This is a genomic window from Pseudomonas weihenstephanensis, from assembly GCF_016812185.1.
Lineage (GTDB): Bacteria > Pseudomonadota > Gammaproteobacteria > Pseudomonadales > Pseudomonadaceae > Aquipseudomonas > Aquipseudomonas weihenstephanensis.
On the sequence record NZ_JAAEBV010000001.1, the window covers coordinates 613,154 to 630,308 of the forward strand.

The following is a 17,155-nucleotide window of genomic DNA, read 5'->3' on the forward strand; positions in this document are numbered from 1 at the left end:
ACATCGGGGGGTAACTTAGAAGCAACGAGAGGAATGAGGCTAAGCACATCCCGTGGTGCTAGAGAGGCGCAGCCAATACGCCCCTCTCTTTACATCACAGGCAGCTATATACTAAGAGGCGATTAAACAAGTGTTTCGTCGATCATCAGTACCAACTTGCCTGACACATTATTGTCCGCCAGCTCATTGAACGCGGCTTCTGCCTGCTTTACCGAGAAGGTCTTGGCCAATTGCGGGCTTAAGCGACCCTCTACGAACAAGGGCCACACGTGTTGGTTCAACTCACTTAACAGTTGCGCCTTGAACTGATCATCGCGGCTGCGCAACGTCGAACCCAGCAGTTGCACTCGTTTGGCCAGCACCTGGGCCAAATCCAGTTGTGCATTGCGCCCGCCCATCAGGCCAATCAGCACCCAACGACCATCCAGATTCAGCAGTTTGAGGTTGTTTGCAGCGTAATTGCCGCCCACCGGATCAAGAATGACATCGAAGGGGCCAAATGCGCTCAGCGCTTCAATCCCCTCGGTGCGCACCACACCGCCTTGTGCGCCCAACGATTGGCAATACGCCAATCGCTCCTCAGACCCCACACTCACCCAGCACGGGCTGCCAAACGCCTTGCACAGCTGAATGGCGGCTGAACCCACACCACTTGCCCCAGCGTGCAACAGCACTTTTTCACCGGGGCGCAGGCCCGCGAGCTGGAACAGATTCAGCCAGGCAGTGCTGTACACCTCTGGCAAAGCTGCCGCTTGAACCAGAGACAAACCTTCTGGCACCGCCAGCGCATGGCGCGCATCCACCACCACTTCTTCAGCCATGCCGCCCCCGGCCAGCAACGCGCACACACGGTCGCCTACCTGCCAGGACGAGCCTGGCCCTACTTCGCTGACGACCCCTGAGCACTCAAGCCCCAACACTTGGCTCGCTCCCGGTGGTGGCGGATACAACCCGGCACGCTGTAAAAGGTCGGCGCGATTAAGCCCCGCTGCTGCCACGCGAATCCGAATTTGTCCTGCATCACAGGTAGGACTTGGCTCTTCTAGCCACTTCACCTGACCTTCAACGCCTTGCAATGCTTTCACAGTGCCTCCATAGTGAGTCTGGACTGAGCCCGGCGCTGAAGCACCGGGCTTTTTGCATTATGCGACCGGTCCTTGATGGAACCGGCGACTTCAAAGACGGCCTAATATGCGTTATCAATTGCCCCCGCGTCGAATCAGCATGAAGCATTTATTCCCTAGCACCGCACTCGCCCTATTCATTGGTCTCGGCGTTTTGCCGCTGTCGGCCAATACATTCGCCGCTAACCGTTGGGATAACCTTCAGCCCGATCGTGATGAGGTAATTGCCAGTCTTAACGTTGTTGAGCTGCTCAAGCGCCATCATTACAGCAAGCCGCCACTGGATGACGCGCGTTCCGCGATCATTTATGACAGCTACCTGAAGCTGCTCGATCCTTCGCGCAGTTATTTCCTGGCCAGCGATATTGCCGAATTCGACAAATGGAAAACCCAATTTGACGACTTCCTCAAAAGCGGCGACCTCAACCCTGGCTTCACGATCTATAAGCGCTATCTGGACCGCGTTAAATCGCGTCTGGACTTTGCCCTTGCCGAACTGAACAAGGGCGTTGATTCGTTCGACTTCAACGCAAAAGAAGCTCTGCAGATCGACCGCAAGGACGCGCCGTGGCTCAAAACCGAAGCCGAACTCAATGACCTGTGGCGCAAACGCATCAAGGACGAAGTCCTGCGCCTGAAAATTGCCGGCAAAGAGCCGGCAAAAATTCAGGAGCTGCTGACCAAGCGCTACAAGAATCAACTGTCGCGCCTCGATCAGACGCGCAGCGAAGACATCTTCCAGGCGTATATCAATACCTTCGCCATGTCTTACGACCCGCACACCAATTATCTGTCACCCGATAACGCGGAAAACTTCGACATCAACATGAGCCTGTCGCTGGAAGGCATCGGCGCCGTGTTGCAAAGCGATAACGATCAGGTGAAGGTCGTGCGTCTGGTGCCAGCAGGCCCTGCCGACAAGACCAAACAAGTGGCCCCGGCGGACAAAATCGTCGGCGTTGCCCAAGGCGACAAAGAGATGGTCGACGTGATCGGCTGGCGCCTGGACGAAGTGGTCAAGCTGATTCGCGGCCCTAAAGGCTCTGTGGTGCGTCTGGAAGTGATTCCGGCCAGCAATGCGCCAAATGACCAGACCAGCAAAATCGTGTCCATCACCCGTGAAGCCGTGAAGCTTGAAGAGCAAGCGGCGAAAAAGTCGATTCTCAACCTGAAACAGGATGGCAAAGACTACAAGCTGGGCGTGATTGAAATCCCGGCGTTCTATCTGGACTTCAAAGCATTCCGTGCCGGTGATCCGAACTACAAGAGCACCACCCGCGACGTTAAAAAACTGCTGACCGAATTGCAGAAAGAAAAAGTCGACGGTGTGATCATCGACTTGCGCAACAACGGTGGCGGTTCGTTGCAGGAAGCGACAGAACTGACCAGCCTGTTTATCGACAAAGGCCCAACCGTGCTGGTGCGTAATGCAGACGGCAAGGTGGACGTCCTTGAAGATGAAAACCCGGGCGCGTTCTACAAAGGCCCGATGGCACTGTTGGTCAACCGTTTGTCAGCCTCGGCTTCTGAAATTTTTGCCGGTGCCATGCAGGACTATCACCGCGCACTGATCATCGGCGGTCAGACTTTCGGCAAAGGAACAGTGCAAACCATTCAGCCGCTCAATCATGGCGAACTGAAACTGACCCTGGCCAAGTTCTACCGGGTTTCCGGCCAGAGCACCCAGCACCAGGGCGTCCTGCCTGACGTCGCCTTCCCGTCGATCATCGACACCAAGGAAATCGGCGAAAGCGCACTGCCTGAAGCCATGCCGTGGGACACCATCCGCCCGGCCATCAAACCTGCTTCTGACCCGTTCAAGCCATTCATTGCTCAGCTCAAGGCTGATCATGATGCGCGCACGGCCAAAGATGCCGAGTTCATCTTTATCCGTGACAAGCTGGCGTTGGCCGAAAAGCTGATGAGTGAGAAGACCGTCAGCCTCAATGAAGCTGAGCGCCGCGCGCAACATGCAGACATTGAAGCCAAGCAACTGGCAATGGAAAACGCCCGTCGCAAGGCCAAAGGTGAAGCGCCACTCAAAGAAATGAAGAAAGAAGACGAAGACGCCTTGCCGGTAGAACCTGAAAAGACTAAACCGGAAGATGACGCCTACCTGAGTGAAACCGGGCGGATTCTGTTGGACTACCTCAAGCTTAATGGTCAGGTGGCCAAACGCTAAAACAGAACCCGTCGCGTCGCTAAGTGCCTTAGCGACTACACCGGCGTTCACACAATGTAAAAAGGGCGGGTCGCATTATGCGATCCGCCCTTTTTAGTGGCCACTGAGCTGACTTAATTTTCGTCGTGTAGATAGCGCCGTGCCAGATCGGGATCCGGCATCAACCCTGGGCCGCCCTGCTGATACAACTCCACCAGCTTGATGGACGCCAGCGGATGACCCGCCTTGGCGGCCATCGTCCACCAGCGAACCGCTTCAGCCGCATCCGGGGCTTTATTCACGCTGCCCGCCAGACTGAAAGCGCCTACTTGATACGCTGCTTTGCCATCGCCCGCCAGACCTGCCAGTCGCAACAAACGCACGCCCTCCTGCTTGGCGCCCAGCCCTTGCCCGCGAAAGGCCAGAATGTGCCCATAGAAGCTTTGAGCATCGGTATCGCCCAGGTTCGCCATGCGCGCGAATTGGCCCTCCATCCAGCGCCACAGCCGTGGCTGGCGTACACACCACGGCCAGTGGAACAACTTGCGCGCCACCCAGTAGCTTAAGCGCGCCTTAAGACGCCACACCACTCAAGCCTCCTCGTGTTCATAAGCGTACTCAAAAACGCGGACCACCTCGGAGGCGTGCCAGGAAGCCGCTGCAATACCATCAGGCGGCCCGCTAAAACGTCCTAACCGCTCAACACATTCAAAAAAACCAGTACGCGGCAAGCGGCTGGCTCCTTGGCTGATCACCAGCGAGCTGCGCAGCGGCTGTTCAGATTTGGCGTCCAGGGCTGCCAGATGCTCAAGCGCAGCGGTCAGGGTCAACATGGCTGGACTGGGCAGTTGCAAACGCTCCAGCAACGCGCGGTAGGTCAGCAAGTGGCGCTGTCGACGCGCCTGATCAAGCTCAGTCAGTAAACCTTCCCAATGTTGACGACTGATGCGTACGCTCATGACGCGTCCCTCCACCCGGCAATGCCAAGCTCCCAACCCAGGCTGCGACTGATGGCGCTGTCAGGCTTTCGCTCTCCGCTTTCAATCATGCTCAGGTAAGACGGGCTGATGCCTACCGTACGGGCCAACGCCTCAAGCGCCAGCCCCTTGGCTTCACGCAGAGTGCGCAATTGATCAAGCCCTGGTAGCACCTGCTCGGTGGCGGACGCCGGTATTGGCTCAACAGGGGCCGACGGCTGATTAAGACCTGCGGCTGTGAGGAGTGCCTGATAGCTTTCCCATGACAAAACCGCGTACTCGGGCTCACCATTGCGCTTGATAATTTGAAGATCCATTACTAAACCCCGTCAGACTTTTAAGTAAATCGAGTCGGAACTTTCCTTAGAAGCTTAATCCTAACAGCCGATAAGGTCTCTGGGGTTTTGATCTTGCGTAGGAAAAAATCATTGAGTGAGGATCAACAGCCCGAAGAATGACAAATGTTATCCACACAAATTGTGGATAACCTTGTGAACAGAGCTGATTTTCATCGCTGAAAGCCCCGCGCCATAAGGGCTGCGCTCAGATCGGGCGTTTTTTACACACATAAAAAAACCCATAAATTCATTGACTTGGCAGTCAGCAACCACTAGAGACAGAGGATTACGGGCGACGTAATGGTCTGCATCTGGCTCATCAGGTGCGTAGGAATAGAACTACAGAAACGAAAACGCCCCGTCGAGACGGGGCGTTACGTGAAGCCAGAACCGCTTATTTGCTGGCAGGGGCTGCCGGTGCAGTTTCTTGCTCAGCTTTGGCCGGATCTTTGATGGCCAACAGTTCCAGATCGAATACCAACACCGAGTTCGCCGGGATGGCCGGGCTTGGGCTTTGTGCGCCGTAGGCCAGTTCGCTAGGAATGTACAACTTGTACTTCTCACCGACGTGCATCAGTTGCAAGCCTTCAACCCAACCCGGGATCACGCCGCTCACTGGCAAATCAATCGGGCTGCCGCGTTCAACGGAGCTGTCGAACACCTTGCCGTCAATCAGCTTGCCTTCGTAGTGAACGGTCACCACGTCTGTGGCTTTAGGCTGAGGGCCGTCGGCTTTTTTGATCACTTCATACTGCAAGCCAGAAGCGGTGGTGGTCACACCGGCTTTCTTGGCATTTTCTTCGAGGAATTTTTTACCCGCAGATGACGCTTCTTCGCTCATCTTGGTCAGGCGTTCTTCTGCACGCTTTTGCAGGGCAGAGAAAGCTTCGATCAGCTCGTCATCCTTAAGTTTTTGCTCTTTTTTACCCACGGCATCTTCGATGCCCAAAGCTACGGCTTTGGAGTCCAGGTCATCCATGCCCTCTTGAGCCAGGCTCTTGCCCATGTTCAGGCCAATGCCATAAGAAGCTTTTTGCGCCGGAGTTTTCAGCTCTACGCTGGTCTGCGAATCACAACCCGCCAGTACCAGGCTTACCAGAGCCACAGCTGCCGCCAACCGATGCTGTTTCATGCTATTTCCTTGTTCATGCGCCAAATGGGCAATCGAATAAAGCCGCGAGCTTATCAGGCGGCCGCGACCAATGGCTACCGGCATGAGAGCGGTAAATGGCACAGAAGTTCACGCTTAAAACACAATTCATATTCAGCGTAACTTTTGCTAACACATCTGGGGACCTGTCAAGCCTGGCCCGGATTATTCAGAGGGAACTTATGGCCACTTGATGACAGACATGAGCTAAGGCATAAGTGTGTGAAAAATCTTATAAGGAGCATGACTGTGCGTCTGTTTTACCGTGTTTTGTTGGTACTGCTGGCGGCCCTGGGAGGGTTGATTGGCCTGATTGTGTATTTCACTGCCAACCCAAAATTACCGGCCTATCAAGCGCCACAACAACTGCATTACCTTGATCAATGGAGCCAGGCCGACCGCCAGACTTACTACTACACGCCCCAAGGCACGCAAGTGAAAGGCTTGCGCTATAACTGGTTCAGCGCGCTGGAGCTGCCGTTTTCCCAGCAACCGTTTGCAGCCCCTGAGTACTTGGCGCGCTTCGGGTTTCTGGTGGAGCCGCAACAAAAAGCCAGCGTCGCCAACCCTGGCAATTTGCCCGTAGGCTTTACTCGTCACACCAACCCGGGCAGCGACGTCCAGTATCTGGACATCACCTGCGCGGCCTGCCACACCGGTGAACTGCATTACAACGGCCAGGCGCTGCGCATTGATGGCGCTCCGGCGCAACACGTCCTGCCTTCAAGCGTACCCACCTTGCGCGGCGGCAGTTTTGGGCAAGCACTGGTCGCCAGCCTGGCAGCCACCTACTACAACCCGTGGAAATTTGAGCGCTTCGCACGCACCGTGTTGGGTGACGACTATGAGGCGCAGCACACTCAACTGCGCAGCGAGTTCAAAGCCTCACTGGACAACTTCCTCGCGGTGGCCTGGAACGACACCCATCGCGGCCTGTACCCCACACAGGAAGGCCCCGGCCGTACGGATGCTTTCGGGCGCATTGCCAACGCAAGCTTTGGTGACGCTATTTCCCCGGACAACTACCGCATCGCGAACGCGCCAGTCGATTACCCGCATCTGTGGGATATGTGGACATTCGACTGGGTGCAATGGAACGCCTCGGCCAAACAGCCTATGGCGCGCAACATCGGCGAAGCACTGGGCGTAGGTGCAACGCTAAACTTCTTCGACAGCCACGGCCAGCCGCTGCAAGGTGACGCTCGCTATCCGTCGAGCGTGCGCGTGCATGACTTGCATCTAATCGAACAAACCCTGCAAAAGCTCAAACCACCGGCGTGGCCTGAAGCGCTTTTTGGTCAGGTAGATCGCCCTCTGGCGGCCAAAGGCCGTGCCCTGTTTGCTGAAAATTGTGCGGGGTGCCACGTCCCGCAGGTCAAGGATGAGAATGGCCGCCGGGTACAACAACTCAAAGTCATCCCGCTTGAGTTCATCGGGACAGACCCCAATACCGCCAACAACATCGCCGATAACCGCTATGACGTCAGCGCCCTGCAATGGGACCCGACCGAATTGGCCAATATGAACGTGACGCTGTTTCCCGAGGCCGACGAACCGTTGGACTTGCACGCACTGTCCGTGGCGAAAGGGCTGGCCTATATCACCGCGTTTGTTGAAAAGCATGCGTACGGCGTAGCGGGTATCAGCGCGCAAGAGCAAGACCGCCTCAATGGTTTTGGCCTGCCGATTGCGGTACAGGAAGTACGCGCGTACAAAGCCCGGCCTCTGGATGGCATATGGGCCACGGCGCCGTATTTGCACAACGGATCGGTGCCAACCCTCTATCAACTGCTGTCACCTCAGTCCGAACGGGACCCGACCTTTTATCGCGGTACGTTTGAATACGACCCGCGCCACCTGGGGTATCGCACCACCGCATTTGAGGGTGGGTTTGTGCTCGACACCCGTATCAGCGGCAACCACAACAGCGGCCACGAGTTCCGCCCCGGGCCACGCGGCAAGGGCGTCATCGGGCGTCTGCTGCAACCTGAGGAGCGCTGGGCGCTGCTGGAATATTTGAAAGTATTGGGCAGCCCGCTCGAACAACAGTTGCCGACACCATGAGGTGCCCTCTTACACGCATCGCCTCTTTGGCTAAAAGGATATTTACATGCTGACTAAACTTTGGCTTCGCCTCGGCACGTGGCTGGGCACGTTGATTGTGATGTTGATCGCGCTAGGGCTGATCGGCTGGGCAATGGCCACCGGCTGGTACGCGTGGCAACACCGAGGACCGGTGTCTACCCAAGAGGAAATCCCGGCGGGTGAAGCGGCGATGACTCAAGACACGATCCAGACCGCGATTAAAATCGTGGATCAACACCGTGAAAACACCCGCTACCTGCGCGATGCCCATGCCAAGGCCCACGGCTGCGTCAAAGCCGAGGTTCAGGTGCTGACAGAGCTTGATCCGGCGTTGCGCCAAGGGGTGTTTGCCGAACCAGGCAAAACCTGGCAAGCAGTGATGCGCCTGTCCAATGGCAATGCGTATCCACAGTTCGACAGCATTCGCGATGCGCGGGGCATGGCGATCAAGTTGCAAGCAGTACCCGGCACTCAACTGATGCCAAGCCAGCAAGGTCGCAATGAACAGGATTTTGTGATGTTCAACCACCCCAACTTCTTTGTCAGCGATGTGGCCGAGTACCGGCAAAACATTGGCGCACAGGCCGACGGCAAAAAAGTCATGGCGTTTTTTCCTTCATGGAACCCGAAGGAATGGCAAGTTCGCCACCTGTTCATTGCCTTGGCCACCCTGGCACCGGCTCCAGCCAGCCCGACTCAAACCACCTACTTTTCGGTATCGCCTTACAAATTTGGCAGCGTGAACGCCAAGTACCGCGTGGCACCCGATCCTGACAGTTGCCCGGCCTATGCCCTGCCCGAGCAAAACCAGGCCTTGCCTAATTTTTTGCGCAGTGCGCTCACTCAACAATTGTCGACAGACCGCGTACCGGCCTGTTTCGTTTTGCAAATTCAGCGGCAAAACGCCAATCGCTTTATGCCAATAGAGGACACCAGCATCGAGTGGAGTGAATCGGATGCACCGTTCGAAACCGTGGCGCGCGTAAACGTGCCGGCTCAAGACTTCGATACCCCGAGTCAAAACCTGGCATGTGACAACCTGTCCTTCAGCCCGTGGCACGGCATCGAGGCGCACCGGCCAATTGGCGGCATTAATCGCCTGCGCAAGGCCGTGTACGACTCAGTCAGTGAATACCGCCATACACGCAACGCTGAGCAATAGCGAGGTACAAGCCCGTCTCATGCAGACGGGCTTGCGGGCTCGTCGGGCAACACGGCAAAGGGCTGCCAACTCTCGGTAACCCGTCCTTTGCGCGTCCACACCGGATCGACCTCCAACACCTCTAAGACGCAAGCTTGCGCGACATGACGGACATAATCGAGGGCGCTCAGAATACCCACACTTAGCAAGTGCTCAAAATCGCTGACCTGACCGTTACGCCGGGTCACACTCGCGACCAGCTCGCGATCACTACCCTGTTCACCCCATCTATAGTGCAATAGCGCCCCTTCAGGGGCCGAGAAAAAAACGCTTCCCGCGATGCCGTTTTGAATAAGCCAGAACCCCATGCGCAAGTTATCTGGCGTAAAACAATTACTCATCAACAAACGCTGACTGGCAGCAACAGGCACTTGAACATTGTCTACAGAATGATAAGCCGCAAATACGTGATAATCCGCTGGCAACAACGCCGCGCCTGATGGGCTTCTGGCGTAAGCCGAAGCCCGATCAATGTATTCAAACACGGCGACTTTAGGCCGGGTACAGACAAACTCTGATTTCTGCGCGTGTTTAAGTATGAATCCCACCTGCTGTACCAGCCCTTTTTTGCGTATCTGCACCTGCGCCCATTTGGCAGCCGCGTTGGCTGTCATCAGGATGGGGCCGCAAAGCGGAGCCTGGCTCTCAACCTCTGTGTCAATCGCTTGTCGGGTTCGCCAATCCGCTCCAATTGACGAACGCCGCCGCCAAAATACCCCGGGGCATATAACCCTTAAATCTCCCGCCAGATGAATCATTGCGAGCAGATCACTGGGTAGCAGAGAGTTATCCGGGGCTGGTTGTGCAAGATGCCCGACAGGCCCCGGGTGTATCACTCTGAATAAAGGGATCAAAGCACGTTCCCACTCAGAATCGGTTGAGATGTAACGCAACAAGCTGCCATCAGGGTTAGACAAGTAAAACCGAGGGTAATTGTGTCGAAAGAAAACCGCCGTACGCAGATCCATCATCGAGAAGAAGTTGTCCAGCAAATCATTCTCGTCTTCACTCAGTGATGCTGTGCGCGGGAATACCGTATGCGAGTGATAAATGCCTTCAATGGCATAGCCTTGGGGCGGCAAAATATCGCCATTTTCTCCTGTCGACAGGACATCTGAGGGACGAAAAAATGTGCCTGCGCTGCTTTGAGGGATTGTGACGAAGTAGTGGTTGTCTTTGCTTAAGACAAAACCACCGTATTCTTCCTCACGGCGGGCACTAATCAAATCGTGGGCATAGACAGCCGCATCGTCTGCACTGATAAAAGCAGGACTCAGAATAGGGGTAAGGGTCGAAAAAAAGCGGGTTGTGTCGAGGCTTGAATCACTCATAAAACGTCTCCCTGAAATCGCGTGACGCTGAACCGGATGGTTACAACGCAAAGTCACGCGACAGTTTCAAGGCTCTTTGTGCAACTGGGGCGTTACGGGGATAACACCTGTCGGGGGATTACCTGGGCGGGTACAGCGCACTGACTCAGACCTCAGTGCACAGGCAATTCAACCCCTTCAAACAAATCTTCAAGCTCTTGTTTGTTGTGACACTGGATGGCTTTGGCCATCACTTCGCGGGTCAGGTGTGGCGCAAACTTTTCGATAAAGTCGCACATAAATCCGCGCAGGAAAGTACCGCGACGGAAGCCAATTTTGGTGATGCTGGACTCAAACAGTTCGCTGGCGTCCAGTACCACCAAATCTTTATCAAGCTGGGTATCAACGGCCATCTTGGCCACGATGCCCACACCCAGACCCAGGCGCACATAGGTCTTGATCACGTCGGCGTCGGCGGCAGTGAATACCACTTTGGGCGTGAGGCCGCGATGGCTGAATGCTTCATCCAGTTTGGAGCGGCCGGTGAAGCCGAACACGTAGGTCACGATCGGGTATTCAGCCAGCGCTTCGAGGGTCAGCTTTGGCAATTTGGTCAACGGGTGACCTTGCGGCACCACCACGCAGCGGTTCCAGCGGTAGCACGGCATCATCACCAGATCGCCGAATAGCTCTAGAGCCTCGGTGGCAATTGCAAAATCAACCGTGCCATCAGCGGCCATCTCTGCAATTTGCATCGGTGAACCCTGGTGCATGTGCAGCGAAACATCCGGGTATTGCTTGATGAAATTGCTGATGACAGGGGGCAAAGCGTAACGCGCCTGGGTGTGCGTCGTGGCAATCGACAGGGTGCCCTTTTTCTCGTTAGAAAACTCTTGGGCGATTTGCTTGATGCTTTCAACCTTGCGCAAAATTTCGCCGGCCGTGGTGATGATGCGTTCACCAGCCGGTGTGACGCGGGTCAGGTGTTTGCCACTACGGGCAAACACCTCGACGCCCAACTCGTCTTCAAGCAAGCGAATCTGTTTGCTGATACCCGGCTGTGAGGTGTAAAGGCTCTGCGCAGTGGCGGAAACGTTGAGGTCGTGGTGCGCCACTTCCCAGATGTAGCGCAATTGTTGAAGCTTCATATGCATCCCTCAAAGCAAATAGACGCCAAGGGTATCGGCGGCGGTATATAACTATATGGAAGGTAAGAAGAATAAATCTAGAACTTTTTTATCGTTTTAGCGGCACCCACCCTTTATGCATCAGTGCGACGTCGACGCTGAAGAAGCGGTACCAGGTAGACCGGCATTTGAGCCAACTCGATCACCCGCGCGGCTGTACGCCCCAAATGCGTAATGCCCCCGGCAGGCTGGCCATGACTGCCCAGAACCAGCAGGTCAACCGACAAGCTCTGCGACTGCTGTAAAATCACCTGCGCTGGCTCGCCTTGTATCACCTTGACCGAGCGAATCAGGTCAAGCTCTTGCTCGCCTTCACCCAACTCTTCGCGAAGGCTGTCCAGTACGCGTGATTCGATGTTCGAGAGCATGGTGCTCATGCCCAATTGATGAAGGTCATTGAACGCCTGCTCATCGAGGTAACTTTGCAACACTGATTCTGCAAACAACCCCATCGGTTCAACGGCGTGTACGACATACAAGTCAGCGCCGAATGTGCGTGCCATGCCCAAGGCGTGCTGCATCACCACCGGCGCATAAATACCGAGGTCAGTGGCAAACAGTATCGAGCGAATCATGCGACCTCCCCGACTGCCTGAATGGCCGAGATGGATTGAGCTTAGCAGCGCCATGGCAAGTGCGATGGCTAACATCGCTGCACTCAGCCGGCAGGCAAATCACGCAATTGGTTGCTGATGCCGTGGGGCACGTGACCGGTGGCAACGACTTGGCGCGCCCTTTCGCAATGCCCCGCCTGATCATCGAAAAAGACATCGGCGGCAAAGGCCTCCAGAAACGCCGATTTGTCCAGCCCGCCCAAAAACAATGACTCATCCAGCCGGATATCCCAATCGCGCAAGGTGCGAATCACCCGCTCATGCGCGGGCGCTGAGCGCGCTGTGACCAGCGCTGTACGAATAGGGCAGGCATCGTCAGGGAATTCACGCTGCAACAGGTTGAGCGCCTCAAGAAAGCCTTTGAACGGCCCGCCTCTTAAAGGGCTGCGCGCAGACTCACGTTCCAGCACCTGAAACGCCTCAATGCCGCCCGCCTGATAAACGCGCTCAGCCTCATCGGAAAACAGCACCGCGTCACCGTCGAACGCAATTCGCAGCTCATTGCTTTGTGCACGCCGCATGCCCCCGGACAAAATCGTTGCAGCGGCGAACCCTGCATCCAGCGCACTGCGGACATCCTCCGCGTGGGTGGACAGGAACAGGTCACAGCCAAAGGCGTTGAGATAAGGGTGCGGGTTACGCCCACCCGAAAAGGCGGCGCGCGAAATGGCCAGCTCGTAGTGCTGAATCGAATTGAATACGCGTAAACCGGTATCGGCACTGTTGCGCGACACCAGCACCACTTCGACGCGCTCACGGCCCAGGCTTGCATTGAAGCTCAACAGTTTTTTGACCAGAGGGAATGCCTCCCCCGGCTCCAGCACTTCATCTTCATGCTCGATCTGATATTGGCGATAAGCTTCAATGCCTTGGGTCAGGTACACCTGATGGCTTTCGCTCAGGTCAAACAGTGCGCGCGACGAAATGGCCAATACCAACTTGCCCTTCAAGCCTTTACTCATGCCGCCTCCGCCAGTTTTCAGGATTGATCAACCACCGCTTCAAGGCAGCTCATCAGGTTTACTCATCAAGGCAAGGCGAATGTGGTGTGCCAGCTCGCCTTCACTCAAGCGCGACTTCAACTCGCCATAAAATGCGCCGTCGCGCACCACCAACAGCGTAGGCAGATGAAAAATTTCGTAGCGGGCCACCAACCCGCCGTTTTCACCGGCATCGATCCAGCAGAGGCGATCGAGGGGCAACGTCATGCTCGGCAACAGGCGCCGCGCGGCCCGGCAACTCGAACACCCGGCGCTGGTAAACACCACCAGCGATGTACCCGGCAAATTCAAAAGGTGCTGGTCCGCATCAAAGTCAGTCAGTTCCATTTCAATCACTATACTGAGGGAAACAATATCAAAGTGCTGGCACTTGGAGTGTGCGTTCATGGGTCGTTTTCTACCTCACCCAGATGATATTCCCGCTGAGATAACGCCCCGTAAACACCCTGCCCTTTCCCGCCGCAAGCTGCACTCTATCAGCCTGGGCGGCGTTGCATGCAACAGTGATCGAGGCTGGAAGCGTGGCGCGGCGGTCGACATGCATATGCCTACGCTGGGCAGCGACGTTCACTACGCGGGCTATGTCGCCTGGTGTGAAAAACGGGCGCCAGGCTATCGCGTCGGTATTGCCTTCACTGATCCCCAGACGTTGTTTGGCGCGCGCATGGGCGAACAGGTCTGCCAGATCGAACACTATTACCGGCTGCAACAGCAACAAAACCCGCCGCTGGACAACATCGAAGCCCTGGCCCTGGAATGGATCAGCCTGAACGCGGTGGAGTTCTCTCAAGCCACGCTGGACAGAGCACTGGCGCAGTCCGCGCTGGATTAAACCTGCGTGTGCCCATTGTCGGATAACCGCTTAACGCGTTAAGGTTCGGCTCCCCGTTGCGCTCAATCATGCTGCGCTCCGCCGCACGGGGATCGCTGGCGGCCGGCACCCGTGACCTGACGAGTAACACGATGGCTGATTTACCGATCGACGACCTAAACGTTGCCTCCAACGAAACCCTGATCACACCTGAACAGCTCAAGCGCGAGATGCCTCTGCGCGAAACCGCGTTGCAGACCGTGACCAAAGGCCGTGAGGTTATTCGCAACATCCTGGATGGCACAGACCATCGCCTGTTCGTGGTCATCGGGCCTTGCTCGATCCACGATATCAAGGCTGCCCATGAGTACGCCGAGCGTCTCAAGGCACTGGCCGCTGAAGTCAGCGACACGCTGTACCTGGTGATGCGCGTGTATTTCGAAAAGCCACGGACCACGGTGGGCTGGAAAGGCCTGATCAACGACCCGTACCTGGATGACTCGTTCAAGATCGAGGACGGCCTGCACATTGGCCGCAAGCTGCTGCTGGACCTGGCCGAAATGGGCCTGCCGACGGCAACTGAGGCACTGGACCCGATCTCCCCGCAATACCTGCAAGACCTGATCAGTTGGTCCGCCATTGGCGCGCGTACCACTGAGTCGCAAACGCACCGTGAGATGGCTTCAGGACTGTCTTCGGCGGTTGGCTTCAAGAACGGCACCGATGGCGGCCTGACCGTTGCGATCAACGCCTTGCAGTCGGTCTCCAGCCCGCATCGCTTCCTGGGCATTAACCAGGAAGGCGGCGTGTCGATTGTGACCACCAAAGGCAACGCCTATGGCCACGTCGTGCTGCGCGGCGGCAATGGCAAGCCCAACTATGACTCGGTCAGCGTCGCCGTGTGCGAACAAGCGCTGAACAAAGCCAACATTCGCCCGAACATCATGGTCGACTGTAGCCACGCCAACTCCAACAAAGACCCGGCACTGCAGCCGCTGGTCATGGAAAACGTCGCAAACCAGATCGTCGAAGGCAATCAGTCCATCATCGGTTTGATGGTTGAAAGCCACCTGAACTGGGGCTGCCAGGCGATTCCTAAAAACCTTGAAGATTTGCAGTACGGCGTGTCGATCACCGATGCCTGTATCGACTGGGCCAGCACTGAAAGCACCTTGCGCAGCATGCATGCCAAGCTCAAGGATGTACTGCCAAAGCGCGCTCGCGCCTGATCAACCCCTCCTCCGGGCCGTTGTAGACGCGAGCACGCTCGCGCCTACAACGGGATGGTTGCCCTGCGCTCGCCCCGCTCATACACCACGTTAGCGCGGCCAACGATCAACGGATCAAGCGCGCCAATGCCTTTTAAATCCTTGTCGGCATACGGCAACTTGTGCAGCACATAGCGCATGGCGCTCAGGCGCGCGCGTTTCTTGCAGTTGGACTTGATAACCGTCCACGGCGCATCGGCAGTGTCGGTGTACGAGAACATCCCCTCTTTGGCCTTGGTGTAATCGTCCCACTTGTCCAGTGACGCCAGATCGATCGGGCTGAGTTTCCAGTGTTTGAGCGGGTGCTTCTCGCGCTCTTTAAAGCGTCGGCGTTGCTCTTCACGGCTGACCGAGAACCAGAACTTGATCAGATGAACGTTGCTACGCGCCAACATGCGTTCGAAGTCAGGCGCCTGACGCATGAACTCCAGGTATTCATCATCCGTGCAGAACCCCATCACCCGCTCGACCCCGGCACGGTTGTACCAACTGCGGTCAAACATGACGATTTCACCGGCCGTGGGCAGGTGCTGCACATAACGCTGGAAATACCATTGTCCGCGTTCGACTTCGCTGGGTTTCTCCAGGGCCACAATCCGTGCGCCCCGTGGGTTGAGGTGTTCCATGAAACGCTTGATCGAGCCGCCCTTGCCTGCCGCGTCGCGACCCTCAAACAGAATGACCACCTTCTGGCCTGTCTCTTTCACCCAGGCCTGTAACTTAAGCAACTCCACTTGCAGGCGGTATTTTTCGCGCTCGTAGTTGCGGCGCGACATTAGATTTTTGTACGGGTAATTGCCCTTGCGCCAGTCCGGCGCCAATTGATCGTCAGGGTGCAGGGGGCGCTGATGAAACACCGATTCGCTTTCCTGGCTGAGTAACGCATTGCGCAGCACAACCGCATCGTCGGGGGACAGCCCCGTCATCAACGTGCCCAAGGTCTTGATCAGTGCTTGAGTATCGCCTTGAGGGATCTGCTGCAAGATGTCCTTTACCGCAGCGCTGGTGGCCGCCTGACGCGACTGGACTCTGTCATCAACGACATAGCGCTCAAGTTGAGCGGCTTTTTGCGTGGGAGCAACATCCCCTGCTGTAACGCGTCGCGTGCGCGGTGTACGTCTGGCAGTTTTTGCAGCGGGTTTTACCGTGTCAGTGCGCGTGACCCTATCGGTCATGAGATTTCCTTAAATGAACTGCGGATGGTTCAAATAAATACAGCATCACCTCAGGCACACCTTAGACACAGATCAAAAAATGGCTCATCAAACCGCTGCGCACACAAAAACCCCACGAGAGGGAGGCTCTCGCGGGGTAATGCAGCCACTTATCCAATCAAAAAAAGGGGGCTAGCCCAAGCGCTCATCGGCTTTGAGGCCGTTGCGAAAAACCTCGTACACGAGCACCTGACTGTCGAGTTCACCGAGGTACTTCTCCACCAACGGTTTGACATCACTCCACTCAAGGCCACCGACACCCGTGGCCAAGCGCGGCAGCGCTACGCTGGGGATGTTTTCACTGGTGATGTATTTAGCCAGCTCGCGCAACGCGTGACCCACGTTCTTCAAGGTCGCCTTGCCCGGTTTGGCCGCATGGCCTGCGTGCAGGGAATCCTGGGTGATCAGGTTAACAATGCTGCGCACCGAACCCTGTTCGTCTACACCGGACCAGCACCAGATTTCACCCGGTTGCGGTGCTTTGCTATGAGCGGCGTGTCGATAATCGGCAACCAAAGACGGCCAGCGCTCACGCAAGGCCAGGGCCAAACCGGTATCGAACGGGTCCTGAGGCGCAATACCGTGAGCAATCACCTTCGCGTCACTCAGTAAAATGTCACCTTCGACTTCACGGATCATATGCGATGCCTCTCCTTACAGTGATTAACCCGAGTTCAGCGGCCTGTCGACAACCTCCCCCGCTTGCTAACAGCC

Annotated in this window: 17 protein-coding genes; 5 read left to right on the forward strand and 12 right to left on the reverse strand. The window is 56.3% G+C overall.

What is annotated here, in order from left to right:
- Positions 1–122: 122 nt before the first annotated feature.
- A complete protein-coding gene (locus tag GYN01_RS02590; RefSeq protein ID WP_048365241.1) occupies positions 123–1,085 on the reverse strand; it encodes a zinc-binding dehydrogenase in 963 nt (320 codons plus the stop codon).
- A gap of 139 nt (positions 1,086–1,224) precedes the next feature.
- Between GYN01_RS02590 and GYN01_RS02595 the strand changes: the two genes are divergently transcribed.
- Entirely contained in the window at positions 1,225–3,306 is a 2,082-nt protein-coding gene (locus GYN01_RS02595; RefSeq protein WP_173426955.1) for a carboxy terminal-processing peptidase, read from the forward strand.
- 113 nt (positions 3,307–3,419) lie between these two features.
- Here GYN01_RS02595 and GYN01_RS02600 read toward each other — a convergent pair whose 3' ends face one another.
- From GYN01_RS02600 to GYN01_RS02615, 4 genes are all read right to left on the reverse strand, one after another.
- On the reverse strand, positions 3,420–3,875 hold the full coding sequence (locus tag GYN01_RS02600; protein WP_203306552.1) for a tetratricopeptide repeat protein: 456 nt from the start codon (positions 3,873–3,875) through the stop codon (positions 3,420–3,422).
- On the reverse strand, positions 3,876–4,244 hold the full coding sequence (locus GYN01_RS02605) for a hypothetical protein (protein ID WP_048365238.1): 369 nt from the start codon (positions 4,242–4,244) through the stop codon (positions 3,876–3,878).
- Positions 4,241–4,579, reverse strand: a complete 339-nt coding sequence (locus tag GYN01_RS02610; RefSeq protein WP_203306553.1) for a helix-turn-helix domain-containing protein — start codon at positions 4,577–4,579, stop codon at positions 4,241–4,243. Before GYN01_RS02610 ends, GYN01_RS02605 begins: the two co-directional genes overlap by 4 nt.
- 415 nt (positions 4,580–4,994) lie before the next feature.
- Positions 4,995–5,732 carry a BamJ family beta-barrel-assembly machinery protein gene (locus GYN01_RS02615; protein WP_048365236.1) on the reverse strand — a complete coding sequence of 246 codons (738 nt, stop codon included), beginning with the start codon at positions 5,730–5,732 and terminating at the stop codon, positions 4,995–4,997.
- A gap of 267 nt (positions 5,733–5,999) precedes the next feature.
- Here GYN01_RS02615 and GYN01_RS02620 point away from each other — a divergent pair, with 267 nt between their 5' ends.
- Both GYN01_RS02620 and GYN01_RS02625 read left to right on the forward strand, forming a co-directional pair.
- Entirely contained in the window at positions 6,000–7,814 is a 1,815-nt protein-coding gene (locus tag GYN01_RS02620; protein WP_048399550.1) for a di-heme-cytochrome C peroxidase, read from the forward strand.
- Between the two features lie 46 nt (positions 7,815–7,860).
- Positions 7,861–8,997, forward strand: a complete 1,137-nt coding sequence (locus GYN01_RS02625; RefSeq protein WP_203306554.1) for a catalase family protein — start codon at positions 7,861–7,863, stop codon at positions 8,995–8,997.
- Between the two features lie 17 nt (positions 8,998–9,014).
- Here GYN01_RS02625 and GYN01_RS02630 read toward each other — a convergent pair whose 3' ends face one another.
- The 5 genes from GYN01_RS02630 to GYN01_RS02650 form a co-directional block, all read right to left on the reverse strand.
- A complete protein-coding gene (locus GYN01_RS02630) occupies positions 9,015–10,367 on the reverse strand; it encodes a DUF4329 domain-containing protein (RefSeq protein WP_203306555.1) in 1,353 nt (450 codons plus the stop codon).
- Positions 10,368–10,519: 152 nt separating this feature from the next.
- A complete protein-coding gene (gene cysB, locus GYN01_RS02635) occupies positions 10,520–11,494 on the reverse strand; it encodes an HTH-type transcriptional regulator CysB (RefSeq protein WP_048365233.1) in 975 nt (324 codons plus the stop codon).
- Positions 11,495–11,607: 113 nt separating this feature from the next.
- Positions 11,608–12,108 (reverse strand): universal stress protein, encoded by a 501-nt coding sequence (locus tag GYN01_RS02640; RefSeq protein ID WP_048398855.1) that lies wholly within the window; start codon positions 12,106–12,108, stop codon positions 11,608–11,610.
- 83 nt (positions 12,109–12,191) lie between these two features.
- Complete coding sequence (locus tag GYN01_RS02645) at positions 12,192–13,109, reverse strand: 5'-nucleotidase (protein ID WP_203306556.1); 918 nt, start codon at positions 13,107–13,109, stop codon at positions 12,192–12,194.
- Between the two features lie 39 nt (positions 13,110–13,148).
- Entirely contained in the window at positions 13,149–13,535 is a 387-nt protein-coding gene (locus tag GYN01_RS02650) for a thioredoxin family protein (RefSeq protein WP_048365230.1), read from the reverse strand.
- Between GYN01_RS02650 and GYN01_RS02655 the strand changes: the two genes are divergently transcribed.
- Positions 13,534–13,980, forward strand: a complete 447-nt coding sequence (locus GYN01_RS02655; RefSeq protein ID WP_048398849.1) for a PilZ domain-containing protein — start codon at positions 13,534–13,536, stop codon at positions 13,978–13,980. The genes GYN01_RS02650 and GYN01_RS02655 overlap by 2 nt on opposite strands.
- A 131-nt stretch (positions 13,981–14,111) precedes the next feature.
- Positions 14,112–15,188 (forward strand): 3-deoxy-7-phosphoheptulonate synthase, encoded by a 1,077-nt coding sequence (locus GYN01_RS02660; protein ID WP_048365342.1) that lies wholly within the window; start codon positions 14,112–14,114, stop codon positions 15,186–15,188.
- A 44-nt stretch (positions 15,189–15,232) separates the two neighbouring features.
- Here GYN01_RS02660 and ppk2 read toward each other — a convergent pair whose 3' ends face one another.
- Together ppk2 and GYN01_RS02670 are read right to left on the reverse strand one after the other, a co-directional pair.
- Entirely contained in the window at positions 15,233–16,402 is a 1,170-nt protein-coding gene (gene ppk2, locus GYN01_RS02665; protein WP_048365228.1) for a polyphosphate kinase 2, read from the reverse strand.
- Between the two features lie 171 nt (positions 16,403–16,573).
- Positions 16,574–17,080: a macro domain-containing protein gene (locus GYN01_RS02670; protein WP_048398846.1), complete on the reverse strand. Its 507-nt coding sequence runs from the start codon at positions 17,078–17,080 to the stop codon at positions 16,574–16,576.
- Between the last annotated feature and the right edge of the window lie 75 nt (positions 17,081–17,155).